Source organism: Patescibacteria group bacterium (genome assembly GCA_041661505.1).
Classification (GTDB): Bacteria; Patescibacteriota; Patescibacteriia; order Patescibacteriales; family JBAZCA01; genus JBAZCA01.
The window spans coordinates 22,933-45,797 of record JBAZUF010000003.1; the positions used below are offsets into that span (position 1 = coordinate 22,933).

The following is a 22,865-nucleotide window of genomic DNA, read 5'->3' on the forward strand; positions in this document are numbered from 1 at the left end:
ACAAAAAGAGAGCTTAAACAGAAAAATAATTATGCCAAAAGATATTAAAAAGAAAAAAGGGGCGCAAGAATCCGGCGCCAAGGACGAAAAACCAAAAAAACCGGCTGAATTTGAAAAGATAGAAAACGAAGCAAAGGGCAAAAACAAAGCCGCGGCTTTGCAAGATGAAATTGCGGTTTTGGAAAAGGAAGGCGGGTCTAGGTCCGGAGTTCCGATTATCCGGGATAAAAAAGTTTCCACCGCCTTTGGCATGATTGAGCCAAGATCAATTGTCAAGGAAATGGAAATATCCTATCTGGACTACGCCATGACCGTAATTGTTGCCCGCGCCCTGCCCGACGTCCGGGACGGCTTAAAGCCGGTGCACCGGCGGATTTTGTATGCCATGTGGAATTTGGGGCTCCGGGCTAATGCCAAGTTCAGGAAATCAGCTACCGTCGTCGGCGAAGTTTTAGGCAAATACCATCCGCACGGCGATTCGGCGGTTTATGATTCTATGGTCCGGATGGCGCAGGACTTTTCCATGCGCTACATGCTCGTCCGCGGCCAGGGAAACTTCGGCTCAATGGATGGCGACAGAGCGGCGGCGATGAGATATACCGAAGCTAAATTGGCCAAAATCGCTGAAGAAATTTTATTCGATATTGATAAGGATACGGTGGATTTTGTCCCGAACTACGACGGCTCGCAAAAAGAGCCCCGGGTCCTTCCAGCCAAATTGCCGAACCTTCTAATGAACGGCGCTATGGGCATCGCCGTCGGCATGGCGACCAATATTCCTCCCCACAACCTGGGCGAGCTGATTGACGGCATTACCTATTTAATCGACAATCCGGACGCCGACGTCGAGGACTTAATGAAATTCGTGAAAGGCCCGGATTTTCCGACTGGCGGAATCATCTATAATAAGCAGGATATTTTGCAGGCTTATGCCACCGGCAAAGGCGGCATAGTCGCGCGCGGCCGGGCGGAAATTATCGAAGCCAAGGCCGGCGGATTTCAAATTATTATTTCCGAAATTCCTTTCCAGGTCAACAAAGCCAATTTAGTCGAAAAAATCGCTGACTTAGTAAAAGACAAAAAAATCGACGGCATTAGAGATTTGCGCGACGAATCGGACAAGGACGGCGTCCGGATTGTCATTGAATTAAAAAAAGACGCTTACCCGAAAAAGATTTTAAACAATCTCTATAAGATGACCCAATTGCAGGAGACTTTCCACGTCAATATGCTGGCTCTAGTGGACGGCATCCAGCCGAAAGTTTTGACCTTAAAGATGATTCTGGAGGAATATATAAAACATCGGGAAATAGTTGTCCGGCGCCGGGCCGAGCATGAACTAAAAAAAGCCCGCGAACGCGCTCATATTTTAGAAGGCTTGATGATCGCCTTGGCAAAAATCGACGAGGTTATAAAAACGATTAAGAAGTCAAAAGACCGGGAAGAGGCTAAAGTTAATTTAATTAAGCGGTTTAAACTGTCCGAGCGCCAGGCGATAGCCATCCTTGAAATGAAGCTGGCGACTTTAGCTAACCTTGAGAGATTGAGAATCGAAACCGAGCTTAAGGAAAAAACCAAGATCATCAAAGAATTGGAAGAGCTTTTAAAATCCAAAAAGAAAATTTTAGGAATAATAAAAGACGAATTAAAAGGAATTGATGAGGATTTCCGCGATGAACGGCGTACTACTATTGTAGCCGGAGACATAAAAGAATTTAAAATGGAAGACCTTGTGCCGGACGAGGAAGCGGTCGTTATGATGACCCGCGACGGCTATATTAAGCGCATGGCGCCGGACACGTTTAAATCCCAGGCCCGGGGAGGCAAAGGCGTAATCGGTTTGACGACTAAAGAGGAGGACATGGTTGAATTTATGCTTACGACTAACACCCATAACGATTTACTGTTTTTTACCACCAAAGGCCGGGTATTCCAATTGAAAGCCTATGAAATCCCCCAGGCCGCCCGGACCGCCAAAGGTCAAGCCATTGTTAATTTTTTACAGCTGGAAGGCTCGGAAGGGGTAACTTCAATTTTGCCTTTGTCAAAAATTGCTAATTATAAGTTCCTGTTTTTCGCCACTGAAAAAGGACTGGTAAAAAAAGTGGAGCTTTCGGCCTTTTCCAATGTCCGGCGTTCAGGGCTGATTGCTATTAAGATTAAAGAAGATGACAAGCTGATTTGGGCCAAGCCGACCGGCGGGACCGATCAGATCCAATTGATTACCGCCCGCGGCCAGGCCATCCGCTTTAAGGAAACCGATGTGCGCGATATGGGCCGGGGCGCTTCGGGGGTTTTCGGCATCCGTCTGAAAAAAGGCGACTGGGTCGTTGGCATGGGGATAATAAGGACTGATAAAGAAAAGATGAAAAAATACCAGGTTTTGACCGTAATGGAGAATGGTTACGGTAAATCATCCGCCTTGGATCTATTTAAAGTTCAGGGCCGCGGCGGATCAGGAATTAAAACCGCCAAAGTGACTTCGAAAACCGGAAGCATTATTAACGCCTTTATGGTGGACAAAGAGAAAATGGCGGACAAGGATTTAATAATTATTACCGCCCAGGGTCAAGTCATCCGGCTGCCATTCAAAACTGTCCCAAAGCTTGGCCGGGACACCCAGGGAGTGCGCTTGATGCGCTTTAAGGAAAAAGATGATAAAGTGGCTTCAACCACCTGGGCCTAGCTTTAATCGGTAAACGCCGATTAATAATTAAAATATGCCGCTAGTTGATGAAAAAAATTTAGGCACTTCATTTTTAAAGATATTCTCATTCTTGATTATCTCTTTGGCTATTGTTATAACTTTATTAATCATACTTTAATTAACTCATTATTTTTAGGAGGGGATAAAATTTATGAAAGGAAAAATGATCAAGTGGGGGAAGCTTTCCGGACTAGCCTTGGCGCTAATCCTGGTTTTAGCCGGCTGCAGCCTAAATTTAGCCAGCGCCAAAAAGAATTTGAAGCCCGACGAGGCCAAAGCCAAAGCCGAGAAATACATTAACGACAACCTGATGCAAGGGAGCAAGGCTACCGTCGATAGCGTTACCGAAGAAAACGGACTATATAAGCTTAAAGTAAATATAGGCAACGGACAGACTGTCGACTCCTATATTACCAAAGACGGAAAAACTTTTTTCCCGCAATCAATGGCTATTGAAGAATCCACTACCCCGCCCGCCCCTGATAGTACCGGCGATACCGCCCAGAAAAATAACGAGCCGGCGCCAACCAACGCCCCAAAAACCGACAAGCCAGTGGTTGAGCTTTTTGTCATGAGCCATTGCCCGTACGGATTGCAGATTGAAAAGGGGATTATTCCGGTTGTGGAAAAACTCGGAAATAAAATTGATTTTAAATTGAAATTCTGCGATTATGCCATGCACGGGGAAAATGAGTTAAAAGAAGAATTAAACCAAACCTGCATAGCTAAAAATGATCCGGGCAAACTCATGGCCTATTTAAAATGCTTTACCAAATCGGGTGACGGAGCCGCCTGCATAAAGGAGGTTAAAATCGATTCGGGTAAATTATCAAGCTGTGTAAGCGCGACTGACAAGCAATTCCAGGTTATGAAGAAATTTGCCGACAAAACGGATTATAAGGGCAGTTATCCCCCGTTTGACGTTTTTGCCGCCGATAACCAAAAGTACAACGTAGGCGGATCGCCGACTCTGGTAGTCAACGGAACCGAAATCCAATCGGGCCGATCGGCATCTGATTTGATGGCGGCAATTTGTTCGGCCTTTAATAAAACGCCGGGAGCTTGTTCTGAAAAACTTGATTCAGCTTCTCCGTCGGCCGGTTTTGGAGCCGGTACGGCTAGTGATTCTGGCGCCGCCGCCGGATGCGGGCAGTAAAGGGCTGTACCAAAGAGTTATTTAAAAGAGAGAGCGCCAAACCGCTCTCTCTTGATTTATTGGAGTTTTCATGTATAATAAAGGAAATTAACAATCCGCCAAGAAAGGGCGGAAAAATATGCCTTTAATTTAATCTCCGGATGGCAGACGGAGAACTTCCTGAAAATCGGGGGTTAAGAAGCCTTTTTTTATTTTAAAATATCATCAGATACTTTATAAAAGGTTTAGGGCCGGTTCGCGCAACGCGTACGGACACCGAAATTTATGAGCGAAGAAAAAAAATCAAAAACGGATGAATTTAAAGAACTTTTGGAAGAAAATCCGATTAAGGTTCCCAAAGTCGGGGATATCGTAACCGGCGCCGTAGTTTCGGCTTCCAAAGCTGAAGTGCGCCTGGACATCGACGGCATTATGACCGGCGTAGTCCGCGGCCGCGAATTATATAACGAAGCCGAAGAGTATTCAACCCTAAAGTCCGGCGATACGACCGAAGCGACCGTAATCGAAGAAGAAAACGAGAATGGCGAAATGGAATTGTCCTTCCGGCACGCAGGCGAGGAAAAAGCCTGGCAGATTTTAAGGGACGGTTTAGCCGAAAGAACTAATATTAAGGTAAAGATTCTGGCGGCTAATAAAGGCGGACTCTTGGCATCCTTTAGGCAAATAAACGGATTTTTGCCCGTGTCCCAGCTTTCCCCGGAAAATTATCCGCGGGTTGAGGGCGGAGACAAGAGTAAAATTTTGGACAAGCTAAGGTCTTTTGTCGGAAAAGAACTGGAAGTAAAACTTATTACATTGGACGAAAAGGAGAATAAAATTATTTTCTCGGAAAAGGACGCCTGGCTTGAGCGGAGAAAGGATATTATCGGCCAGTACCAGATTGGCTCGGTGATTGAAGGAACGATAACCGCTGTAACTGATTTCGGCATTTTTATCAAGTTCGGGGAAAATCTTGAAGGCCTAATCCATATCTCCGAACTGGCCTGGCAAAGGATTGATAATCCGTCCTCCCTCTATAAAGTCGGCGACATAATCAAGGCGGAGATTATTTCCATGAGCGGATCGAAGATTTTCTTGTCCGCCAAGAAGCTAATGAAAAATCCTTGGGACGAAGTGGAAGGAAGGTACAAGGTGGAACAAACCGTCAAAGGAAAAATCCTCAAGGTTAATCCGTTCGGCCTGTTTGTCGCTTTGGATGAAGACATTCACGGCTTAGCTCATATCAACCAGCTTAATCTTGCCCCGACCCAGAAAATAAACGAAGTCTATAAAGAAGGGGAGGCGAGGGACTTTGTAATTATCTCCATGGAACCCAAAGAACACAGGCTTGGGTTAGCGGTAAAGGCTGACGAAGGCAAAGAGGTCAAGAAGAAGAAATCTTCTAAAGCCGAAGCCACGGCTGATACTGAAAAGAGTGGGGAGCCGGACGCCGAGCCGAAAAAGGCTAAGCGAGCCCCAAAGGCTAAAGCGGAAAAGCCAGCTAAGGACGAAAAAGAAAAATCAGAACCCACTAAAGCTGACGGCGAAAAGGACACGGCAAAGAAGCCTAGGGCTAAAAAAGAGATCAAGAAAGCCAAAGATTAAGACTCCTATAGGAGTTGATAAAAAAACCGCCTCAATAAAAGGGGCGGTTTTTGGTAGCGGCTACACTTTATTATTCCTTTCCTTCTCAAATTTTTTTAATATCGAAATCTTCAGCCCATTCTTGCCTTGTAAAAAACCTAAAATCTTTCTTTAGCCCTTCAAAAGTATCTCCGGGCTTAATCGGCTTTCCTGCTAGAGCCGCCCTTATTCTTTTATCATAGTCTAAGACTTTTTCTATAACGCCAGCTCTGACCCCGCCGCCCAATGCTTCAAAGGCCGCTTTGACCTGTTCCGCGGTTGAATTAGCAGGAGTTTCTATTTTTGCTGTCGGGGCTGGAGTTTTAGCTTCTTGTTTAGGGATGCCAATATCTTCACGGATAGCATTAGCTTTATTATTATCAGCTATTTTTTGGCCAGACAGCAATTCTTCAAAAGCGATTTTTTGGAAAAGATTATCGTAAATTTTTTGATCTAAGGGGTTGCCAAACTTGCATACAAAATTTTCGCCCGGGGTTGACTTTTCAAATTTTATATATGCTTCGCGAACTTTTTTCAATACGGACGATTCTTCATGAGTCAGGCCGTCGTAGACTAGATCTCCTTTAATCAAATTTTGTAGAATTTCTGCTGCTTTTTCTTGGGCTTGCGGAAACTGATTTTTTTGTTCAGGCGACAATTCTCTGTATAGTTTGTTTAACTGTTGGCTGTCTTCGTTGGCTCTTTTATCCATAAGCGATTCCGCCGGCTCAACGGGTCTGTCTGGAGATGGATTCACTTGTTCGGCTTTATTCTTGGTTAATTCTTGGTCGGGTGTTGTCATAAGAGTGTAATAATTGATTAATATGTTGCTAGCTAGATTATACAACAAAAAAGACAAGGTTTCTATAACTAGCTATAAAATATATTGCTAGTCTCATTTTTTTCTCCCTATCTCATTTTGCATGACTTTGTAAGATAAGATAGGGAGAAGAGGCAAGCACAGCAAACCTCCTCTCTGGTATAATGAGCAGATCATTGTTTTCGAGGCAATGCTTGTCGCTCCGACTTAAAGATACTTGCCGCCATTATCATAATGAGTGGCCCGACAACGATGAAACCAATCGCTGTCATGGCTAGACCGGCAAAAAACATTATTATTGCCCAGCCGATGGCAACACCGGTAATATCGTCTAAGTCATTGTTAGTATGCATTCTTCCTCTCCCTTTCGCACAGTTGCAAGGATCATTTGTTCCATTCCCGAATATTTTATTATTTCAGAATACCATTTTTCTGTCATTACATAATTATTATATTTTCAATTATTGGATAGCATTTACTTAATATTAGCTATATATATTTTATAATAAACAAAAAAATGTCAGAAATGTTGACATTTTTAGGTAAGTTAGCTATGCTTATTATGGCGATGAGCTGATTTATTATAATGATAAGCTAAATATGGACAGGGAAAATTGCCAGCAAATACTTTTGAACTACGGCCTTGATCAAAAAGAAGCCGAGGTTTATTTGTCTATGCTTAAAACTGGGCTGGGCTCGATACTAAAAATCTCCCAGGCGACGGAGATTAAAAGAAGCACGGTATACCTGGCTATAGAAAGCCTGGTTGCCAAAGGTTTGGTACGGCCGATTGTTAAGGGGAAGAAGCGCTATTATTTAGCCGAAGACCCGGAAAAGCTGGTAGCGCTGATTGATGACAAAAAAAAGGAAATTGAAAAAATAATCCCCTTGCTTAAAAGCGATTATCTGAAACAAAGCGAAAAACCGCGGGTAACATTTTACGAGGGAAAAGAGGGAATCAAGAAAATCTATAAAGAGGCCTTAGCCAGCAAAAAAGAAACGCTTTGGTATGGGTCGGCTAAGGATATGAAAGAAGAATTCACCGAGTATTATTATAAGATGCTAGAGGTGCGAAAAACCAACTCTGATTTTGGCGGCATCCGGGACATTATCAATAATATTAAAGTTGATAAAGATTACGCCAAAATCCAAAACTCTTATAATGATCCCCGGATTAAGGTAAAGGCGCTCCGGCCCGAACTGCTATTCTTTAATGTGGATAACGTTATTTTTGACAATAAAGTGGCATTGCTTTCAATCAAAAGGGACTTTTACGCCGTGGTCATTGAAAGCGCGGAAATCGCGAACGGCTACCGGAACATGTTTGAAATGGCCTGGAGATCGGCTGCCTCGATATAGGGCCTCAAACTGTAGCTGGCGGAAACTCTTATCTATTAAAGGAGCTTTTGCCGACACTTGTTTTTTATAATTAAAGATTGTATAATTGCTTTGATTTAAAAATAATTTAATCTTAGGGTTTTATAATTGCGTTAGCGCGTTTACCGCCTAATGCGGGATTTAAGCCTGATAATTTATTATGTCCAACTTATTAAAGAATTTTTTTATATTTTTTCTGGTTTTTATTCTGATAATCAGTATTTTTAGTTTTTTCCAGAACGGAGTGGATTTGGGGAAAAAGACCGATACGCTCGGCATTCCCGCGCTTGTCACCCAAATTAATAAAGGCGAGGTGCAAAAGATTTCAATTGAAGGCGACAATCTGAATGTTATCCTAAAAGACGGGAAAACAGAAACCGTTAAAAAAGAGGCCGGAGAATCTTTTTCACAGGTTATGAAAAACTACAGCGTTGATCCGCAAAAAATTTCAGCGGTTGATGTTGAAGTCAAAAGCGAGTCGGGATCATCTTTTTGGATCTCGTCAGTCCTTCCGTTCATCCTGCCGGCGATTCTAATCGGCGTTTTTATTTATTTTATGATGCGCTCGGTCGCCGGAGCAAACAACCGGGCGATGATGTTCGGCCAATCCCAGGCCAAGGAGTTTGGGAAAGAAAATAAAGTTAAAATTACCTTTAAAGATGTGGCTGGCGTAAAAGAGGCTAAAGAAGAGTTGAAAGAGGTAGTAGATTTCTTAAAATATCCGAAAAAATTTATAGAGCTCGGGGCGCGCATTCCCCGCGGAGTGCTTTTACTAGGAGCGCCGGGCGTCGGCAAGACATTACTAGCTAAGGCTGTGGCCGGCGAAGCCAACGTTCCGTTTTACAGCATTTCTGGGTCGGAATTCGTAGAAATGTTTGTCGGCGTCGGCGCTTCCCGGGTTCGCGATTTATTCCGGCGCGCGAAAAAAAGTTCTCCCTGCATCGTTTTTATCGATGAAATTGACGCGGTCGGCCGGAGGCGGGGAGCGGGCCTGGGCGGATCGCACGACGAACGCGAACAAACCTTAAACCAAATTTTAGTGGAAATGGACGGCTTTGAAGAAAATGAGAATGTGATAATTGTCGCGGCCACCAACCGCCCGGACGTTTTAGATCCGGCGCTACTGCGCCCCGGCCGCTTTGACCGGAGGGTAATTTTGGATGAGCCGGATATTGCCGACCGCGAAGCCATTTTGAAAGTCCATGCCCGCCAGAAGCCTTTAGGAAAAGATGTCAATTTGCGCCGGGTAGCCGAGCGGACTCCGGGATTTTCCGGCGCCGATTTAGCCAACCTTCTAAACGAAGCCGCGATTTTGTCGGCGCGCCAGAATAAAAAAGTAATTGAAATGCCGGATGTTTTGGAATCGGTCGAAAAGGTAATGCTAGGGCCTGAACGGCGCTCGAGAATTTTATCCGAAAACGAGAAAAAAATAACGGCTTACCACGAAGGCGGGCACGCGATCGTCGCGCACTTTTTGCCCCATACCGATGCGGTCCACAAGGTTTCGATCGTCGCCCGCGGCCGGGCCGGCGGCTATACCCTAAAGCTTCCTTCAGAAGACAAGCATTACCATACCCGGACTGAATTCATCGAAGAAATCGCCGTCCTTCTCGCCGGCTTTATAACGGAGAAGGAAATTTTCGGCGAGCCCTCTACCGGCGCCACTTCTGATATCCGCCGGGCGACCCAGCTGGCCCGGAAATTGATTACTGACTATGGAATGTCCGGTACGCTTGGACCGCGGACATTCGGCGAAAAAGAGGAAATGATTTTTCTCGGCCGGGAAATTCACGAGCAAAGGGATTATTCGGAAAAAATTGCCGAAGAAATTGACAAGGAAATCGCGACGCTGATGAAAGAGGGGATTAGAATGGCGGAAGATATTATTAAAAAGGAAAAAGTTCAGCTGGAAAAAGTGGTTAAAGAATTGATGGAGAAAGAAACAATAGAAAAAGAAGGATTTGAAAAATTAGTCGGCCCGAAAACAAGGGAGCAGGGCCGGGTCATCTAAAAAAGCGCATCAAATAAAAAGTACTCATCATCAGCCAAAATAAATTCCGGGGTTACTCTTCTCAACCTGGGCGATAAATGGTATAATTGGGTTAGCCTTTTTTTTTCTTGCTTAGTCGGCCTTGAAAGGCTCATCAAATACTTTAATAATGCGGTTTAAGCCGCCATATTTCTCTGCCGGGAAAACAAATCCTGGCGGAAAAAACCATAATTATGACTTTCTATCGCCATATCTTAAAGAAGGCCTGGGAAATAACCTGGAAATTGAAATTCCTTTGGTTTTTCGGGATTTTCGCCGCACTTTTGGGTAATGGCGGGGAATATGAAATTATTACGAAAACATTTATTGATGACGGGCAGACCCAGCTTTTTCCCAACTTAAGCACTATTGCCTCAACCGGGATTTTTACCCCCCAAGGCTTAAAAAACGTCTTGAAGACGGCCCAAACCGACCCGATAAATTTCGCGATAGTCATTTTGTTTTTACTTGTATTTTTAGCCTTGTCGGCCTTCTTAGTCTGGCTGGTAGTTGTTTGCCAGGCATCGTTAGTCGGCGCTTCGGCGAAGTATATCCAAAATAAAAAACCCGTCTTCAAGGATTCAATCCAGTCCGGCATCGGCAATTTTTGGCCGGTGTTTACTTTGAATCTCATCAACCGGATAATCCTTACCGGAGTTTTCACTCTATTATTAATCCCGATTTTGATGAGTTTTAGAATGGTTAGCCTTACTTATATAGCTGCTTTTATAATTCTTATACCGGCCGCCATTTTTATTTCTTTTCTTATTAAATATTCGATCGGCTACGTCGTTATAAAGGGCCAGGGAACGATGGAATCAATCCGGTCCGGCTGGGAGCTTTTTAAAGCCAATTGGCTGGTTAGCATCGAGATGGCTTTACTCTTGGCCTTGATAAATCTTGGTTTAGGCATCATCGCCATCCTCTTAATCTTAATAATCGCGATTCCATTTTTATTTCTAGCGGCGGTCTTTTTGAATCTGGCCTTTAAAGCCGGATTCTGGCTGGTGATGATCCTGGGCCTTTTATCCTTTATCGGCCTAATCGTATTAACCGGAGCGATTATCGCTACTTTTCAAGTATCGGCCTGGACCGGGTTATTCCTCGAATTGATTAATAAAGGAGGGGTAAGTAAAATTGTCAGGATTTTTTCCAGGGAAAATACGCAAAACTCCCAATAATTCTATAATTAAAAACTTTATTATTAATATATGCAGATCTATAAAAAGATAGAAAAAAAAGTTGATTATTTTGTTTACGGACTGATTGGCAACGGGGTTATATTGCTCCTTTTAGGAATCTTGATTGTTTGGACTGATTTTATGCTCCGTTTGGTTATGGGTCTTATTGCCATTATGATCGCCTACGGTTTTTTCTACATGGCTTATAAGATCCATGTGATAAAAAAAGAAATCAATAAATTCATAAGAATGTAAGTCATTTTCCTATCCGGGCCCAGGTTTGACAAAAGCAATTCGGCGCGCAATAATAATCCCGTCCCTTCTTTAGAGGGGCGGGATAATTTAATAAAAATGATTATGAAAAAATTGAATTTAATCCTGGCCGGAATTTTAGCCCTATCGGTTCTTACCGGCTGCAGTCTTTTTAATAAGCCGCCGATGGACGAGTTAAATAAAGAGGGAGTTTATAATTACCGGAACGAAGGCTTGAAATTTTCTTTGGAGTTGACGGCCGAGTTTTTATATTATCAGACCCAAAGCAAGGACGCCGACGGGTATAGAGATATAGAATTTTTTGTCCCCACTTCGGACAAAAGCATTCCCCAGGAAGTTCCCGGATACGCAAAGCCGATTGTCATTAGGGCTTATGAAGAAGAAAAATGGAAAGAGCTGGCTGACAAAGAGAGAAGCAATGTAAATTTTGAGGAGTTGAAAGCCGGGAATAATAGAATCTATTTAATTAAGTTTTGGGACCAGGCACCGGCTGACTGGCAGGATAAATGGACCTCTAAAATGAGGGAGGACATTAAATCAAGCTTTAAACTGGACTGAAATTTGCCTATAAAATGGCCTCTCCCTGGCAAGCAAGGAGAGGTTTTTTAGTGATTGATTTTTGGCTAAAAATGTGTTAGAATTCAAATAGTTAAGCGCGTAAAGCGAGGAAAAAATAACAATAATATGTTAAATCCAACTCTGACCCAAAGGAAAAATGAAAATAAGACGACCATCGACGAAAGGGCGAAAAAACTTTTTGGAGTCATTTATGATGAAAAAGAAAAAGTTGAACCGGAAAACGATGAGCCAAAAATCAAGGTATCGGCGCTAATATCCAAAATGGCTTTTTTTTACGAAAAAATCAGATATTCGGTAGATTACAAGGACGAACACCTCTTAAGGAAATATTCCATTGAAAGAAACCTGAAGCGGCAGCTGGTCATCCAGGGGTCGATTGAAAAAAGAAAGGCCGGCGAAGTAGCCCGCCTGCTTCTGACCGAATTGATTCGGGCTGATTATCTTCCCAATAACAAAATCCCGGAAACCAAGATTGATGAGATAGCGGAGGTGATCAATAAATACATGAAATTAAACGCCTATTCTTTGAAGTCCGGCCGTCTTAAGGATAAAAAGGGGCTGACCGGCTGGATTATCGGCATCGCCGCTTCGGAAATTGAAGAGCGTTTGGGGCGGACTCTTTCCCAGGAGACTCTGATTAATTATATGTATGAGATTTTGAATAAAGATATTATCGTCTCCGACCAGAATTTTGAAAAAGACAAGGAAATTCAGATTTACCTTGGAATTAATAGGAATTATTTCCGCTTCGACCGAAACATGATGGAGTTCATCCTTTTTAAATATTTTAATGAAGGCTGGGGAGCGCCTGGCGACGAGCAAATAGCAAAGATCGCCAATAATCTCGAATTTCTAAAAGAGGCGATCGGCTATCAAATCGACCATCCGCTTTCAGCCCGGGTCGATAAAGTAATCGGGCGATATACCGTCTTTTTTTCCGTTTTAACTGAAGTGATTGAAGCCGATCCGATCGGCGCATATAACAAGATGAAAAACGAACCGTCCGAATTCGAAAAAACGATCAAGGCGGTTTGCGAAAAAAAGTATAAGGGCGCGAGGTCAAAACTTTGGCGGGCGGCAGTACGCAGTATTATTTACATTTTTATGACAAAAATGGTTTTGGCCTTTATCCTGGAGGTCCCGGTTACCCAGATTCTCGGCCAAACCGTTAACGCTTTTTCCCTGGCTATTAATATCGGATTCCCGCCCATCCTGCTTTTTATTATTGTTATGTTTACTTCAGTCCCTTCAGACGAGAATACGAAAAAAATAATTGAAGGGATAAAACAAATTACTTATGTTGAATTTGAGCGCCAGGAGCCTTACAAGATAAGAGTTCCCTTAAAGAAAAGCGGCAGCCTGAATACTTTTTTCGGGTTGATTTATATAATTACTTTTTTTGCCTCCTTCGGGTTTGTGGTCTGGCTTCTGACGGAAATAAACTTTAATTTTATCAGTATTACCATCTTCCTTTTCTTCCTGACCTTGGTGAGTTTTTTCAGCTTAAGGATCAGAAAGCGGGTAAGGGAGCTTGTGGTTACCGACCAAAAAGAGAACTTTTTGGGGCTTTTAGCCGATTTTTTCTATACTCCGATTTTAGCCGTCGGCAAGTGGCTTTCGGAAAAGTTCTCCCGGATGAACGTTTTTGTCTTTGTTCTCGATTTTATTATTGAGGCGCCTTTCAAAATTTTCGTAGAATTGACTGAAGAATGGACCAAGTACGTAAGGGAGCGCCGGGAGGAGCTGGGACAGTAATTTATCTAAGTATTTTTGGCTGCTCATTAGTGATAAATTCGGGAGTTAAGGAAAAAATTTACGGACAAAATTTCAAACTAATGTCTACTTTATACATAGTCGCCACCCCAATCGGAAATCTTGAAGATATCACTTTAAGGGCTCTGCGCATTTTAGGCGAAGTGGATTTTATTTTGTGCGAGGATACGAGGATTACCAAACGGCTTTTGGATCACTATAAGATTTCTACCCCGACAATCTCTTACCATCAGCATTCGGACTTAAATAAGATTGAGCATATTTTAGAGCTCCTTTCCCGGGGCAAAAGCCTGGCTTTAGTGTCGGACGCCGGCACGCCGGGAATTTCCGACCCTGGCGGGAAGCTCGTCCAGGCGGTGATCGAAAGGTTTGGAGCGGACAACGAGGATGGGTTTGGCGCTAAGAATACTGTCCAAATCGAATCAGTTCCCGGGCCGTCGGCCGTAACAGCCGCTTTGTCAATTTCCGGCATCCCGACCGATAAGTTTATTTTTCTAGGCTTTCCGCCGCATAAAAAAGGGCGGAATAAATTTTTAAAACGGATTTTTTTAAGCGAATATCCGGTCGTAGTATACGAGTCCAAGCACCGGATAATCAAGTTTTTAGAAGAGCTCAAAGCAATGGCCGAAGAGATAAAGAGAGAGGCGCCCGCCGCGATTAAGGAGAAGCCGTACCGGAAGGCTAAAGAGGAAAAAAAGAAAAAAAAGGAGATTACTTCTGTAGTAGTATGCCGAGAACTATCCAAAATGTACGAGACGGTTTATCGGGGGGAGACCGGCCATATTATTGAACAGATTAAAGGCAGTCCGGACGACCAAAAAGGGGAGTTTGTCGTAATTATAGCTTAGCCTATGTTAAAAATTGATTTACATATCCATACTGTCGCCAGCTTGCACGCCCAAAGCACTATTTTTGAGTATGTTAACCGGGCGAAAGAGCTGGGAATGGAAGTTATCGGTATTTCCGAACATGGGCCGGATTTGGAATCAAACCATGCCGACTATAATTATTTTAATACTATTTTGCGGATTCCTCATTGGATAAACGGCATCCGCCTTTTGAGGGGAGTGGAAGCCAATATTATTGATAAAGACGGCAATATTGACGTAACGGAAGAAATGTTAAAAAAATTGGATTACGTCATGGCCGGATTTCATAAGAACGCGGGATACGAGGATTCGGGTAAGAAGTTAAATACTAACGCGATGGTTGGGGCGATTAGGTCGGGAAAAATTGATATTATCACCCACCCATTCGTTACTTTCATTTTTCCGGCCGATGTAAGGAAAATTTCGGAAGAAGCCTGCAAAAGAAAAATCCTTTTGGAAATCAATTTAAGTTATATTCGAGAGCGCAAATTAAGATCGGATACGCTGGAAAATTTAAAGACAATAATTAAGACGGTTAAGAAATACAAACAAAAGTTGATTGTTAACAGCGATTCGCATAATGTTTGGGAATTGGGGGACGACTCTTCTTTGGATAAAATAAAGAAGAAGATCGGGCTGACGGATAATTTGATTATTAATAATTATCCCAAAGAATTGTTTAAACTGTTAAATATAAAGATGTAGATTAGACTGACTTTTTCGAGATAGATTAATAAATTAAATCAAGATGCCAAAATCAAAAAAATTCTATATTACCACGCCGATTTATTACGTTAATGCCAAACCGCATATCGGCCATACTTATACGACCGTGGCGGCCGATGTTTTGGCGCGCTATCACCGGCAAATCGGCGATAAAACATTCTTCTTAACCGGGACTGACGAGCATGGGGCGAAAATCGCGGAAAAAGCTGAAAGTGAAGGCAAAAACCCAAAAGAGTTTGTTGATGGAATTGCCAATGAATTTAAAAAAGCCTGGAAAGAAATGGATATTAGCTATGATAAATTCATCCGGACGACGGATGGGGATCATATCCGGGCAGTGCAGAACGCGATGCAGGTTATGTATGAAAAAGGGGATATATACTTAGGAAGCTACGAGGGGCTTTACTGCACCGGCTGTGAGCAGTTTAAGAATGAAAAAGATTTAATAAACGGCCTTTGCCCGGACCATAAAATCCCGCCTATTCATCTCAAAGAAGAGAGCTACATGTTTAAAATGTCAAAGTATGAAAAGGAACTTTTAAAGCTGATTGAAAAAGATGAACTCTTGATCCGGCCGGAAGGGAAAAAGAATGAAGTTTTGAGTTTTTATAAAAAGGAAGGCTTAAAAGATGTGTCATTTTCCCGGAAGAATGTAAGCTGGGGAATACCTATCCCTTGGGACAAGAGCCATACGATTTATGTTTGGGCGGACGCTTTTTTAAACTATTTGACTGGCCTGGACTGGGACGGTTCTTTGGGGAAGGCGCCGGAAATGTGGCCGCCCGACGCTGAATTAATGAGTAAGGACATCTTAAGAGTGCACGCGACGATTTGGCCGGCCATGCTAATGTCCTTGGAGCTTTCCTTGCCTAAAGAACTGTTCGTGCATGGATACTTTTTGGTAAGCGGCGAAAAAATGAGTAAATCAGTTGGCAATGTAATTTCGCCCGAGGAACTGATTAGCCGCTACGGCGTTGACGCGACCAGATACTTACTAATGGCCGCCGCAGTTTTTGGGAACGACGCCGATATTGGCTGGAAGTGGCTTGATGAAAAATTTAACGCCGAGCTGGCTAACGGGCTCGGGAACTTAGCCGGACGGGTGGCTACTCTTTTGGAGAAAAATAAGATAGAATTAGATATAGCCGGGTATGAAGATAGGGAGCTTGCCAAGAACTTCGGCAAAAGAATGGAAGCGCTGGCGCTGGATGACGCTTTGAAGCTTGTTCAGATAAAAGTCAGAGAAACGGACGAGTTTTTAAGCTCCCGGGCGCCCTGGAAGTTAAAAGATGTTAAAGAAGTGAAAGAAGTTTTGGAGCCGGCGGCGAAGAATATCATTGCCATCGGAAAATTATTGGCGCCTTTTATGCCGGAAGTGTCAAAAAAGATAGTCGAACAATTCAGCCAAAAACAAATAAAAAAACAAGCTTCACTATTTCCGAGAGTCAATTAATTTATTGGGTTAAATGCGTCATGTTTCCAGCCAGGGACATGATTTAACACTTCTATATTATGAGCGGCTTTGATATCTTTCTCATTCTCGTCATCGCCGGATTTGCTTTTTACGGCTTGTTCCATGGTTTAATAAAAACTATCGGAGCGATTATCGCGTTAATCGTCGGCGTCTGGATTGCAAATTTATTTTATCTTCCAGCTTATGATTTGGCGAAAAAAATATTTTTCGGCTTTGATACTTTAGGCCATGTTCTAGTTTTTATGGTTCTTTTCGTAATAGCTAACCGGCTGGTTAATTTAGTATTCGTCCTTATCGAAGGAAGTTATAATTCGCTTTTCTTCATTCCGTTTTTAAAAACAATCAACCGATTGTTAGGCGCGATTTTCGGCCTGATCCTTGGCGGTTTGATTGTCGGCTTTTCCTTATATGGGTTAGAGCAGGCAGGATTTTTAAAAAGTTTTTTAGCCCCTTATTTAGAGGGATCGCAGATCGCTCCGCCCCTTCTGAAATACGTTGGAGTTATTGTCCCGCTCTTACCAAACCTTTGGAATAAAATTATCGGGGCTAAGGATATGAAAAAACCCGACGCTATTAATTTTAGCAGCGTAAAACTGGAAGACTTTAATTTGGATAAGATAAAAACTACCGGGCAACAGCTGAAGGAAAGCGTATGGAACACCTCAAAGTGAATTTAAAAAAAATACAGAAAAACGAAATTGACAGGATTGTCAATTTTTTAAACCGTGGAAAGGTAATTGTTTATCCGACGGATACGATTTACGGATTAGGGTGCCTCGCGACCGATAAAAAAGCCATTAAAAAAATTTATAAAATTAAGAAGCGGGAAAAGGGAAAGCCCATGCTTATCTTAGTTAGCAGTCTCGCGATGGCAAAAAAATATTCCCGGATCAATAAGGCGCAAAATAAGTATTTAAAGAAAATCTGGCCCGGACCGGTTTCGGTCGTGCTTGAAAAAAAGAGAGGCCTGCCCCGGGAATTGTCCGGCGGTCTAAAGACGCAGGCGATGAGGCTGCCTAAAAATGATTTTCTCCTTAAAATAATTAGAAAGCTCGGAGCACCTATCATATCCACCAGCTTGAATTTAAGCGGCAAAGCGCCGGCCAAGGATGTCCGGGGGATAAGCCGGATATTTAAAAAAGAAAAGCCGGACTTAGTAGTGGACGGCGGAAAGCTAAAAGGCCGATCCTCAAAACTCATTGACTTAAGGGATGTTAAAAATATTAAAATTATCAGGAAATAATATATGTTCATCGATACCCACGCCCATGTAAATTTCCGCGCCTTTAGGGAAGACGCCGACGAGGTGATTAAACGCGCCTTGGAAAACGATACCTGGATGATTCTGGTTGGCTCCGAATACCGGACCTCGAAGCGGGCGATTGATTACGCCAATAAGTTTGAGAAAGGCGTTTACGCCGCTATCGGCATCCATCCGATCCATTTGCACCCAATGGAATTTTCAGAAGAGGAAGAAGAAATGAGCGCTACCGGAGAGGAATTTAATTTCGATATGTATGAGAAGCTGACGACTTTCGAGAAAGTTGTGGCAATTGGCGAAATTGGCCTGGACTATTTTCATTTGCCTAAAACGGGCGACCTGGAGGAGGTGAAAGAGAAACAAAAGAAAGTATTTCTTGAACAAGTCATCTTGGGAAGGACAAAAAATTTGCCGGTGATAATCCACTGCCGGGACGCACATGACGATATGCTCGCGATTTTGAAAGAGTTCAAAAGGAAGAATAAGGAGCTTTTTCCGGCTGACGGGCGGCCATGGGGCGTGATGCATTGCTTTTACGGTTCGGAAGATCTAGCTTGGCAGTATTTTAATTTAGGGCTATTAGTCTCTTTTACTGGATTGATAACCTTTAACCGCCAAAATGACGAGCTCTTGCGCAAAGTACCTTTGCATAAATTTATGGTAGAGACCGATTGTCCCTTTATGGCGCCGGAGCCATTCCGGGGAAAAAGAAACGAACCGTCGCTCGTAAAATACGTAGCGGCGCGGATTGCCGAGGCAAAAGGTTTGACAATAGATAAAATTGCTGACGTAACTACAAAAAATGCCCGTGAATTGTTTAATATTTAAGGCAAGAAAGCGGTTGAAACGTCAAAAAAAGTATTGACTTATGTCTTCATTTGATATTAAATATAGAAGAGAGAAGTATGAATGAAGATGACCAAACTCCACAAGGATTGGATGATTCTAAAAAGAAATCCAAAGAAAAAGCCTGGTGGACGCCAGCGCTAATTTTATTTTTCCGGTTTTCTTCCTGGATTGCCTTTCCGGTTCTAATCGGGGCGTTTATCGGCAACTGGGTTGATGATAAATATAACGGCGGAAAATCTTTTTACCTTTTTTTCCTGATCGGCTTATCGTTTTTCGTTTCCATGTTCGGTCTGGTCAGGGAAGCCGGGAGGGAATTTAAAAGGATTGAAGAGGAAGAGGATGAAAAGAAAAGTAAAAAATAAATATTTGGCTATTAGATATTATGCCTGAAGTTAAGGAACAACAAAATAACGCGGTACAGCACGAGGGAAGCGCCCAGGCTGTCGAAGCAGTGAGTAATACCGAGGCTCAAAGCAGTAAAGAGGGGAGTGCTGGGACCGGCACCGAGGCGCAAGCCGGAGGCAAAGAGGAAATTGTCACCGAAAACACGCTGTTCGCCGAGCCGATTATTCATTTTAAAAATTTTACCATTACCAATTCGCTTATCAATTCCTGGGTGGCGATTTTCATAATTTTAATTTTAGCCGTTATTGTCCGTTTTAAAATCAAGGCCATACCGCGCGGCATCCAGAACGTTTTTGAGATGGTTATTGAAGGGTTTTTGGGAATCTTTGACTCGGTTACCGGATCTAGAGAAAAATCCCTAAAATTCTTTCCCTTAGTATTCAGTTTTTTTATATTGATTTTAATCAATAACTGGTTAGGGCTCCTGCCGGGCGTCGGTTCGGTCGGACAGGTAGTTTCCGAGCATGGTGAAAAAGTATTTATTCCGTTTTTACGGGGCGGCACGGCTGATTTGAATACGACTTTAGCTTTGGCGATTATCGGCGTAGTAGTTTCGCACATTTTCGGCGTCATAGCTTTAGGCTGGTGGGAATATCTGAATAAGTTTATCAATATAAAAGCCTTTTTAGAAATCCCGAAAAAGATAAAAGAAGATCCGACTGTTTTGGTGGTGAATCCGATAAAAGCTTTGGTGGGCCTAATAGAAATAATTTCCGAACTGGCCAAAGTGGCAAGCCTTTCTTTCCGGTTATTCGGCAATATTTTTGCCGGCGAAGTGCTTCTAGCTTCTATGGCCGCTATTTTAGCTTTTGTTTTGCCGGTACCATTCATGTTTTTAGAAGTAATTGTCGGGTTGATCCAGGCTTTGATATTTAGCATGCTGATCTTGGCGTACTTGACCATGAATACCACTTCGCACGAAGAAGAGCATTAATTAATTATTATATTTAAAGTAATTCTATGGATGGAGTAATGTTAGCAAAAGCTCTAGCTATCGGCATCGGTTCAATCGGCCCTGGCCTAGGAATCGGATTTATCGGCGCTAAAGCTATGGAAGCCATCGGACGCAACCCGGAAGCTTCGGGAAAAATTTTAGTCCCGATGCTTTTAGCCGCCGCGTTTGCCGAAGCTATCGCTATTTACGCTTTGGTTATCGCTTTTTCGATCAAGTAATAGTAGTTTTACGGACTGCCTCCCGCCAACAAAAGTGGGAGGCAGAGGTAAGACTATTAATCAATTGTCAATTAACAATGTACAATTATCAATTGAAAATTGAAGATTGATAATTGAAAATTGAATTTATGGATTCACTAATTGAGACTTTTCACATTGATTTAAAACTGCTTTTAGCCCAGGCCATTAACTTTGCCATCGTCTTAGCCGTGCTTTACTATTTGATTTTGAAGCCGATTATGAAAACTATGGGCGAACGGACGTCAAAAATAGAAAAGAGCCTGGCCGACGCCGAACGGATTGAAAAGGAATTAAAGAAGACTGAAGTTGACCGGAAGGAAGTACTCGCCCGGGCGAAAAAGGAAGCTAATGATATTATGGAGAAGACCGCCGCGATGGCCGAAGAGAAGAAAAAGGAAATGATTAACAAGGCTCGGGAAGAAATCGGCGTGATAATCAATAAGGAAAAAGAAAAGATGCAGTTTGAAAAAGAAATCACTCTAAAAGAAATCCGAAAAGAAATCGGAGAATTGGTAGTTTTAGCGGTAGAAAAAGTATTAAATAAAAAGGTGGATTCACGCGAAGATAAGGAGTTAATTGAGAAGATGGTTAAGGAAACTAAAGGGATTATAAATAATTGACAATCTACAATGATCAATTATCAATTGCGATAGTATGAAAATTTCCGCCAAACAATACGCGCTTGCGCTCTACGAAACCATCCAGGGGAAAAAGGACGGCCAGGTTATAGATGCCTTGAAAAAATTTGTTAAAATGCTCGCTAAAAACAACGATTTTAAAAAAGCTAAAGATATTGCCCGAGAACTGGATAAGATATATAGGAAAGAAGAGGGAGTGCTAGAGGCCGAAATAACGAGCGCTAATCCGCTAAAAAGGGAAATGGCTAATATGCTAAAGGAGTATGTCGCAGGAATTAGCGGAGCGAAAAAAGTGGAAATGAAGGAAAGCGTCGATAAGGATATCTTGGGCGGCGTAATTATAAGATATGAAGACAAAGTAATTGATGGAAGTTTAAGAAATCGGCTAAGTGAACTAAAAAGGGATTTAGCTAAATAATTACCTCATAAATAATAATATGGCAACAAAAGATTTTATTATCGAACAATTAAAAAATGAAATTTCCGGTTTTAAGGCTGAAGCAAAAAAGCAGTCAGTCGGCACCGTTATTGAAGTCGGGGACGGCATCGCGCGCATTTCAGGATTGTCCGACGCTTTGGCTTCGGAAATGCTTGAATTCGTCGCCGGATCCGGAAAAAAAGTCTACGGCGTGGTATTTAACCTGGAGGAAGATAACGTCGGCGCGGTAATTTTAGGGGACTATACGGAAATTAAGGAAGGGGACCAGGTAAACCGGACTGATAAGATTTTGTCCGTGCCGGTAGGCGAGGGCGTTGTCGGCCGGGTGGTGAACGCTTTGGGCGAACCGGTGGACGGCAAAGGCGCCATCGAATCCAAAAATTTTTATCCGGTGGAAAAAATCGCTCCGGGCGTTATTACCCGCGAATCAGTCAAACAGCCGGTCCAGACCGGAATTAAAGCCATTGACGCCATGATCCCGATCGGCCGCGGACAGCGCGAACTCATCATCGGCGACCGCCAAATCGGTAAAACCGCGATTGCCATCGATACGATTATTAACCAGAAGGGCCAGAACATGAAATGCATTTACGTAGCGGTCGGACAAAAAGAATCCAAAGTCGCTAATATCGTCGCGCGATTAGAAGCCGCCGGAGCCATGGATTACACAACAATAGTTTTAGCCGGCGCTTCTGACCCGGCGTCTCTTCTCTATATCGCCCCTTACGCCGGAACTGCTATGGCCGAATACTTCTTAGATAAAGGCGAAGACGTTCTTGTGGTTTATGACGATTTGTCCAAGCACGCCGTCGCTTACCGCGAAATATCACTGCTCCTTCGCCGGCCTCCGGGACGGGAAGCTTATCCCGGCGACGTATTCTATTTACATTCCCGCTTGCTGGAAAGATCGTGCAAGCTAAATAAAGATTTTGGCGGCGGATCAATTACCGCTTTGCCGATTATTGAAACCCAGGCCGGCGACTTGTCCGCTTATATTCCGACTAACGTAATTTCCATTACTGACGGACAAATCTTTTTGGAAGGCGACTTATTCTACCAGGGCCAGCGCCCGGCTATTAACGCGGGACTTTCCGTATCCCGGGTTGGCAGTTCCGCTCAAATTAAGGCGATGAAAAAAGTAGCCGGCCAGATGCGCTTAGACGCCGCCCAATACCGCGAATTAGCCGCCTTTGCTCAATTTGGTTCAGACTTAGACGCCGAAACCAAATCTAAGCTTGAGCTCGGAAAACGGCTGATGGAAATCCTAAAGCAAGACCAGTACGCGACCGTGTCAGTAACCCAGCAGGTATTAATTTTCTTCGCGCTGATTAATGGCTATGTTAACGATGTAGCGGTAGAAAAAGTCAGGGAATTCGAAGCAGGCCTTCATAAATACGCCGCTACTAACGGCGAAAAGATATTAAAGGCCATTGAAGAGACTAAAGAAATCAGCGAGAAAGCGGAAAAAGACGTAAGGAAATTAATTGAAGATTATAAAGCGACTTTAAGTTAA

General features: G+C 43.0%; 22 protein-coding genes. 21 read left to right on the forward strand and 1 reads right to left on the reverse strand.

Features of this window, described 5'->3' with window-relative positions; translation table 11 throughout:
* The first annotated feature begins 31 nt into the window (after window positions 1–31).
* From gyrA to WC715_03640, 3 genes are all read left to right on the forward strand, one after another.
* Window positions 32–2,686, forward strand: coding sequence for a DNA gyrase subunit A (gyrA, locus tag WC715_03630; protein ID MFA6171508.1), 2,655 nt, complete (start codon window positions 32–34; stop codon window positions 2,684–2,686).
* 172 nt (window positions 2,687–2,858) lie between these two features.
* The gene (locus WC715_03635; GenBank protein ID MFA6171509.1) at window positions 2,859–3,863 is read left to right on the forward strand and encodes a hypothetical protein; all 1,005 of its coding nucleotides are present in this window, start codon (window positions 2,859–2,861) and stop codon (window positions 3,861–3,863) included.
* Between the two features lie 264 nt (window positions 3,864–4,127).
* On the forward strand, window positions 4,128–5,447 hold the full coding sequence (locus WC715_03640) for a S1 RNA-binding domain-containing protein (GenBank protein ID MFA6171510.1): 1,320 nt from the start codon (window positions 4,128–4,130) through the stop codon (window positions 5,445–5,447).
* An 85-nt stretch (window positions 5,448–5,532) separates the two neighbouring features.
* Here the strand turns inward: WC715_03640 and WC715_03645 are convergent, their stop codons facing one another.
* Window positions 5,533–6,267: a hypothetical protein gene (locus WC715_03645; GenBank protein ID MFA6171511.1), complete on the reverse strand. Its 735-nt coding sequence runs from the start codon at window positions 6,265–6,267 to the stop codon at window positions 5,533–5,535.
* Window positions 6,268–6,885: 618 nt separating this feature from the next.
* Here WC715_03645 and WC715_03650 point away from each other — a divergent pair.
* From WC715_03650 to atpA, 18 genes are all read left to right on the forward strand, one after another.
* Window positions 6,886–7,644: a helix-turn-helix domain-containing protein gene (locus WC715_03650; protein MFA6171512.1), complete on the forward strand. Its 759-nt coding sequence runs from the start codon at window positions 6,886–6,888 to the stop codon at window positions 7,642–7,644.
* 178 nt (window positions 7,645–7,822) lie between these two features.
* Window positions 7,823–9,673 (forward strand): ATP-dependent zinc metalloprotease FtsH, encoded by a 1,851-nt coding sequence (ftsH, locus tag WC715_03655; protein ID MFA6171513.1) that lies wholly within the window; start codon window positions 7,823–7,825, stop codon window positions 9,671–9,673.
* A gap of 212 nt (window positions 9,674–9,885) precedes the next feature.
* Window positions 9,886–10,872: a hypothetical protein gene (locus WC715_03660; protein ID MFA6171514.1), complete on the forward strand. Its 987-nt coding sequence runs from the start codon at window positions 9,886–9,888 to the stop codon at window positions 10,870–10,872.
* Window positions 10,873–10,902: 30 nt separating this feature from the next.
* Window positions 10,903–11,127, forward strand: coding sequence for a hypothetical protein (locus tag WC715_03665; GenBank protein MFA6171515.1), 225 nt, complete (start codon window positions 10,903–10,905; stop codon window positions 11,125–11,127).
* 102 nt (window positions 11,128–11,229) lie between these two features.
* Window positions 11,230–11,703 (forward strand): hypothetical protein, encoded by a 474-nt coding sequence (locus WC715_03670; GenBank protein MFA6171516.1) that lies wholly within the window; start codon window positions 11,230–11,232, stop codon window positions 11,701–11,703.
* Between the two features lie 126 nt (window positions 11,704–11,829).
* The gene (locus WC715_03675) at window positions 11,830–13,479 is read left to right on the forward strand and encodes a hypothetical protein (GenBank protein MFA6171517.1); all 1,650 of its coding nucleotides are present in this window, start codon (window positions 11,830–11,832) and stop codon (window positions 13,477–13,479) included.
* An 80-nt stretch (window positions 13,480–13,559) separates the two neighbouring features.
* Window positions 13,560–14,345: a 16S rRNA (cytidine(1402)-2'-O)-methyltransferase gene (gene rsmI / locus WC715_03680; protein MFA6171518.1), complete on the forward strand. Its 786-nt coding sequence runs from the start codon at window positions 13,560–13,562 to the stop codon at window positions 14,343–14,345.
* Between the two features lie 3 nt (window positions 14,346–14,348).
* Window positions 14,349–15,071 carry a PHP domain-containing protein gene (locus WC715_03685; GenBank protein ID MFA6171519.1) on the forward strand — a complete coding sequence of 241 codons (723 nt, stop codon included), beginning with the start codon at window positions 14,349–14,351 and terminating at the stop codon, window positions 15,069–15,071.
* 43 nt (window positions 15,072–15,114) lie between these two features.
* On the forward strand, window positions 15,115–16,545 hold the full coding sequence (gene metG / locus WC715_03690; protein ID MFA6171520.1) for a methionine--tRNA ligase: 1,431 nt from the start codon (window positions 15,115–15,117) through the stop codon (window positions 16,543–16,545).
* A gap of 59 nt (window positions 16,546–16,604) precedes the next feature.
* On the forward strand, window positions 16,605–17,237 hold the full coding sequence (locus WC715_03695; GenBank protein MFA6171521.1) for a CvpA family protein: 633 nt from the start codon (window positions 16,605–16,607) through the stop codon (window positions 17,235–17,237).
* A complete protein-coding gene (locus WC715_03700; GenBank protein MFA6171522.1) occupies window positions 17,219–17,809 on the forward strand; it encodes an L-threonylcarbamoyladenylate synthase in 591 nt (196 codons plus the stop codon). Before WC715_03695 ends, WC715_03700 begins: the two co-directional genes overlap by 19 nt.
* Before the next feature lie 3 nt (window positions 17,810–17,812).
* Window positions 17,813–18,655, forward strand: coding sequence for a TatD family hydrolase (locus tag WC715_03705; GenBank protein MFA6171523.1), 843 nt, complete (start codon window positions 17,813–17,815; stop codon window positions 18,653–18,655).
* Between the two features lie 77 nt (window positions 18,656–18,732).
* Window positions 18,733–19,038 carry an AtpZ/AtpI family protein gene (locus tag WC715_03710; protein MFA6171524.1) on the forward strand — a complete coding sequence of 102 codons (306 nt, stop codon included), beginning with the start codon at window positions 18,733–18,735 and terminating at the stop codon, window positions 19,036–19,038.
* 20 nt (window positions 19,039–19,058) lie between these two features.
* Window positions 19,059–20,015 (forward strand): F0F1 ATP synthase subunit A, encoded by a 957-nt coding sequence (gene atpB, locus WC715_03715; GenBank protein MFA6171525.1) that lies wholly within the window; start codon window positions 19,059–19,061, stop codon window positions 20,013–20,015.
* A gap of 26 nt (window positions 20,016–20,041) precedes the next feature.
* Window positions 20,042–20,254: an ATP synthase F0 subunit C gene (gene atpE, locus WC715_03720; protein ID MFA6171526.1), complete on the forward strand. Its 213-nt coding sequence runs from the start codon at window positions 20,042–20,044 to the stop codon at window positions 20,252–20,254.
* Between the two features lie 128 nt (window positions 20,255–20,382).
* Complete coding sequence (atpF, locus tag WC715_03725; protein MFA6171527.1) at window positions 20,383–20,895, forward strand: F0F1 ATP synthase subunit B; 513 nt, start codon at window positions 20,383–20,385, stop codon at window positions 20,893–20,895.
* Window positions 20,896–20,929: 34 nt separating this feature from the next.
* A complete protein-coding gene (atpH, locus tag WC715_03730; GenBank protein ID MFA6171528.1) occupies window positions 20,930–21,331 on the forward strand; it encodes an ATP synthase F1 subunit delta in 402 nt (133 codons plus the stop codon).
* Window positions 21,332–21,350: 19 nt separating this feature from the next.
* Window positions 21,351–22,865: a F0F1 ATP synthase subunit alpha gene (gene atpA / locus WC715_03735; protein ID MFA6171529.1), complete on the forward strand. Its 1,515-nt coding sequence runs from the start codon at window positions 21,351–21,353 to the stop codon at window positions 22,863–22,865.

What these genes read in the sequence shown, in the direction of transcription:
- gyrA (MFA6171508.1), top strand. Translation starts at nt 32, where the DNA reads ATGCCAAAAGATATTAAAAAGAAAAAAGGGGCGCAAGAATCCGGCGCC.
- WC715_03635 (MFA6171509.1), top strand. Translation starts at nt 2,859, where the DNA reads ATGAAAGGAAAAATGATCAAGTGGGGGAAGCTTTCCGGACTAGCCTTG.
- WC715_03640 (MFA6171510.1), top strand. Translation starts at nt 4,128, where the DNA reads ATGAGCGAAGAAAAAAAATCAAAAACGGATGAATTTAAAGAACTTTTG.
- WC715_03645 (MFA6171511.1), bottom strand. Translation starts at nt 6,267, where the DNA reads ATGACAACACCCGACCAAGAATTAACCAAGAATAAAGCCGAACAAGTG.
- WC715_03650 (MFA6171512.1), top strand. Translation starts at nt 6,886, where the DNA reads ATGGACAGGGAAAATTGCCAGCAAATACTTTTGAACTACGGCCTTGAT.
- ftsH (MFA6171513.1), top strand. Translation starts at nt 7,823, where the DNA reads ATGTCCAACTTATTAAAGAATTTTTTTATATTTTTTCTGGTTTTTATT.
- WC715_03660 (MFA6171514.1), top strand. Translation starts at nt 9,886, where the DNA reads ATGACTTTCTATCGCCATATCTTAAAGAAGGCCTGGGAAATAACCTGG.
- WC715_03665 (MFA6171515.1), top strand. Translation starts at nt 10,903, where the DNA reads ATGCAGATCTATAAAAAGATAGAAAAAAAAGTTGATTATTTTGTTTAC.
- WC715_03670 (MFA6171516.1), top strand. Translation starts at nt 11,230, where the DNA reads ATGAAAAAATTGAATTTAATCCTGGCCGGAATTTTAGCCCTATCGGTT.
- WC715_03675 (MFA6171517.1), top strand. Translation starts at nt 11,830, where the DNA reads ATGTTAAATCCAACTCTGACCCAAAGGAAAAATGAAAATAAGACGACC.
- rsmI (MFA6171518.1), top strand. Translation starts at nt 13,560, where the DNA reads ATGTCTACTTTATACATAGTCGCCACCCCAATCGGAAATCTTGAAGAT.
- WC715_03685 (MFA6171519.1), top strand. Translation starts at nt 14,349, where the DNA reads ATGTTAAAAATTGATTTACATATCCATACTGTCGCCAGCTTGCACGCC.
- metG (MFA6171520.1), top strand. Translation starts at nt 15,115, where the DNA reads ATGCCAAAATCAAAAAAATTCTATATTACCACGCCGATTTATTACGTT.
- WC715_03695 (MFA6171521.1), top strand. Translation starts at nt 16,605, where the DNA reads ATGAGCGGCTTTGATATCTTTCTCATTCTCGTCATCGCCGGATTTGCT.
- WC715_03700 (MFA6171522.1), top strand. Translation starts at nt 17,219, where the DNA reads ATGGAACACCTCAAAGTGAATTTAAAAAAAATACAGAAAAACGAAATT.
- WC715_03705 (MFA6171523.1), top strand. Translation starts at nt 17,813, where the DNA reads ATGTTCATCGATACCCACGCCCATGTAAATTTCCGCGCCTTTAGGGAA.
- WC715_03710 (MFA6171524.1), top strand. Translation starts at nt 18,733, where the DNA reads ATGAATGAAGATGACCAAACTCCACAAGGATTGGATGATTCTAAAAAG.
- atpB (MFA6171525.1), top strand. Translation starts at nt 19,059, where the DNA reads ATGCCTGAAGTTAAGGAACAACAAAATAACGCGGTACAGCACGAGGGA.
- atpE (MFA6171526.1), top strand. Translation starts at nt 20,042, where the DNA reads ATGGATGGAGTAATGTTAGCAAAAGCTCTAGCTATCGGCATCGGTTCA.
- atpF (MFA6171527.1), top strand. Translation starts at nt 20,383, where the DNA reads ATGGATTCACTAATTGAGACTTTTCACATTGATTTAAAACTGCTTTTA.
- atpH (MFA6171528.1), top strand. Translation starts at nt 20,930, where the DNA reads ATGAAAATTTCCGCCAAACAATACGCGCTTGCGCTCTACGAAACCATC.
- atpA (MFA6171529.1), top strand. Translation starts at nt 21,351, where the DNA reads ATGGCAACAAAAGATTTTATTATCGAACAATTAAAAAATGAAATTTCC.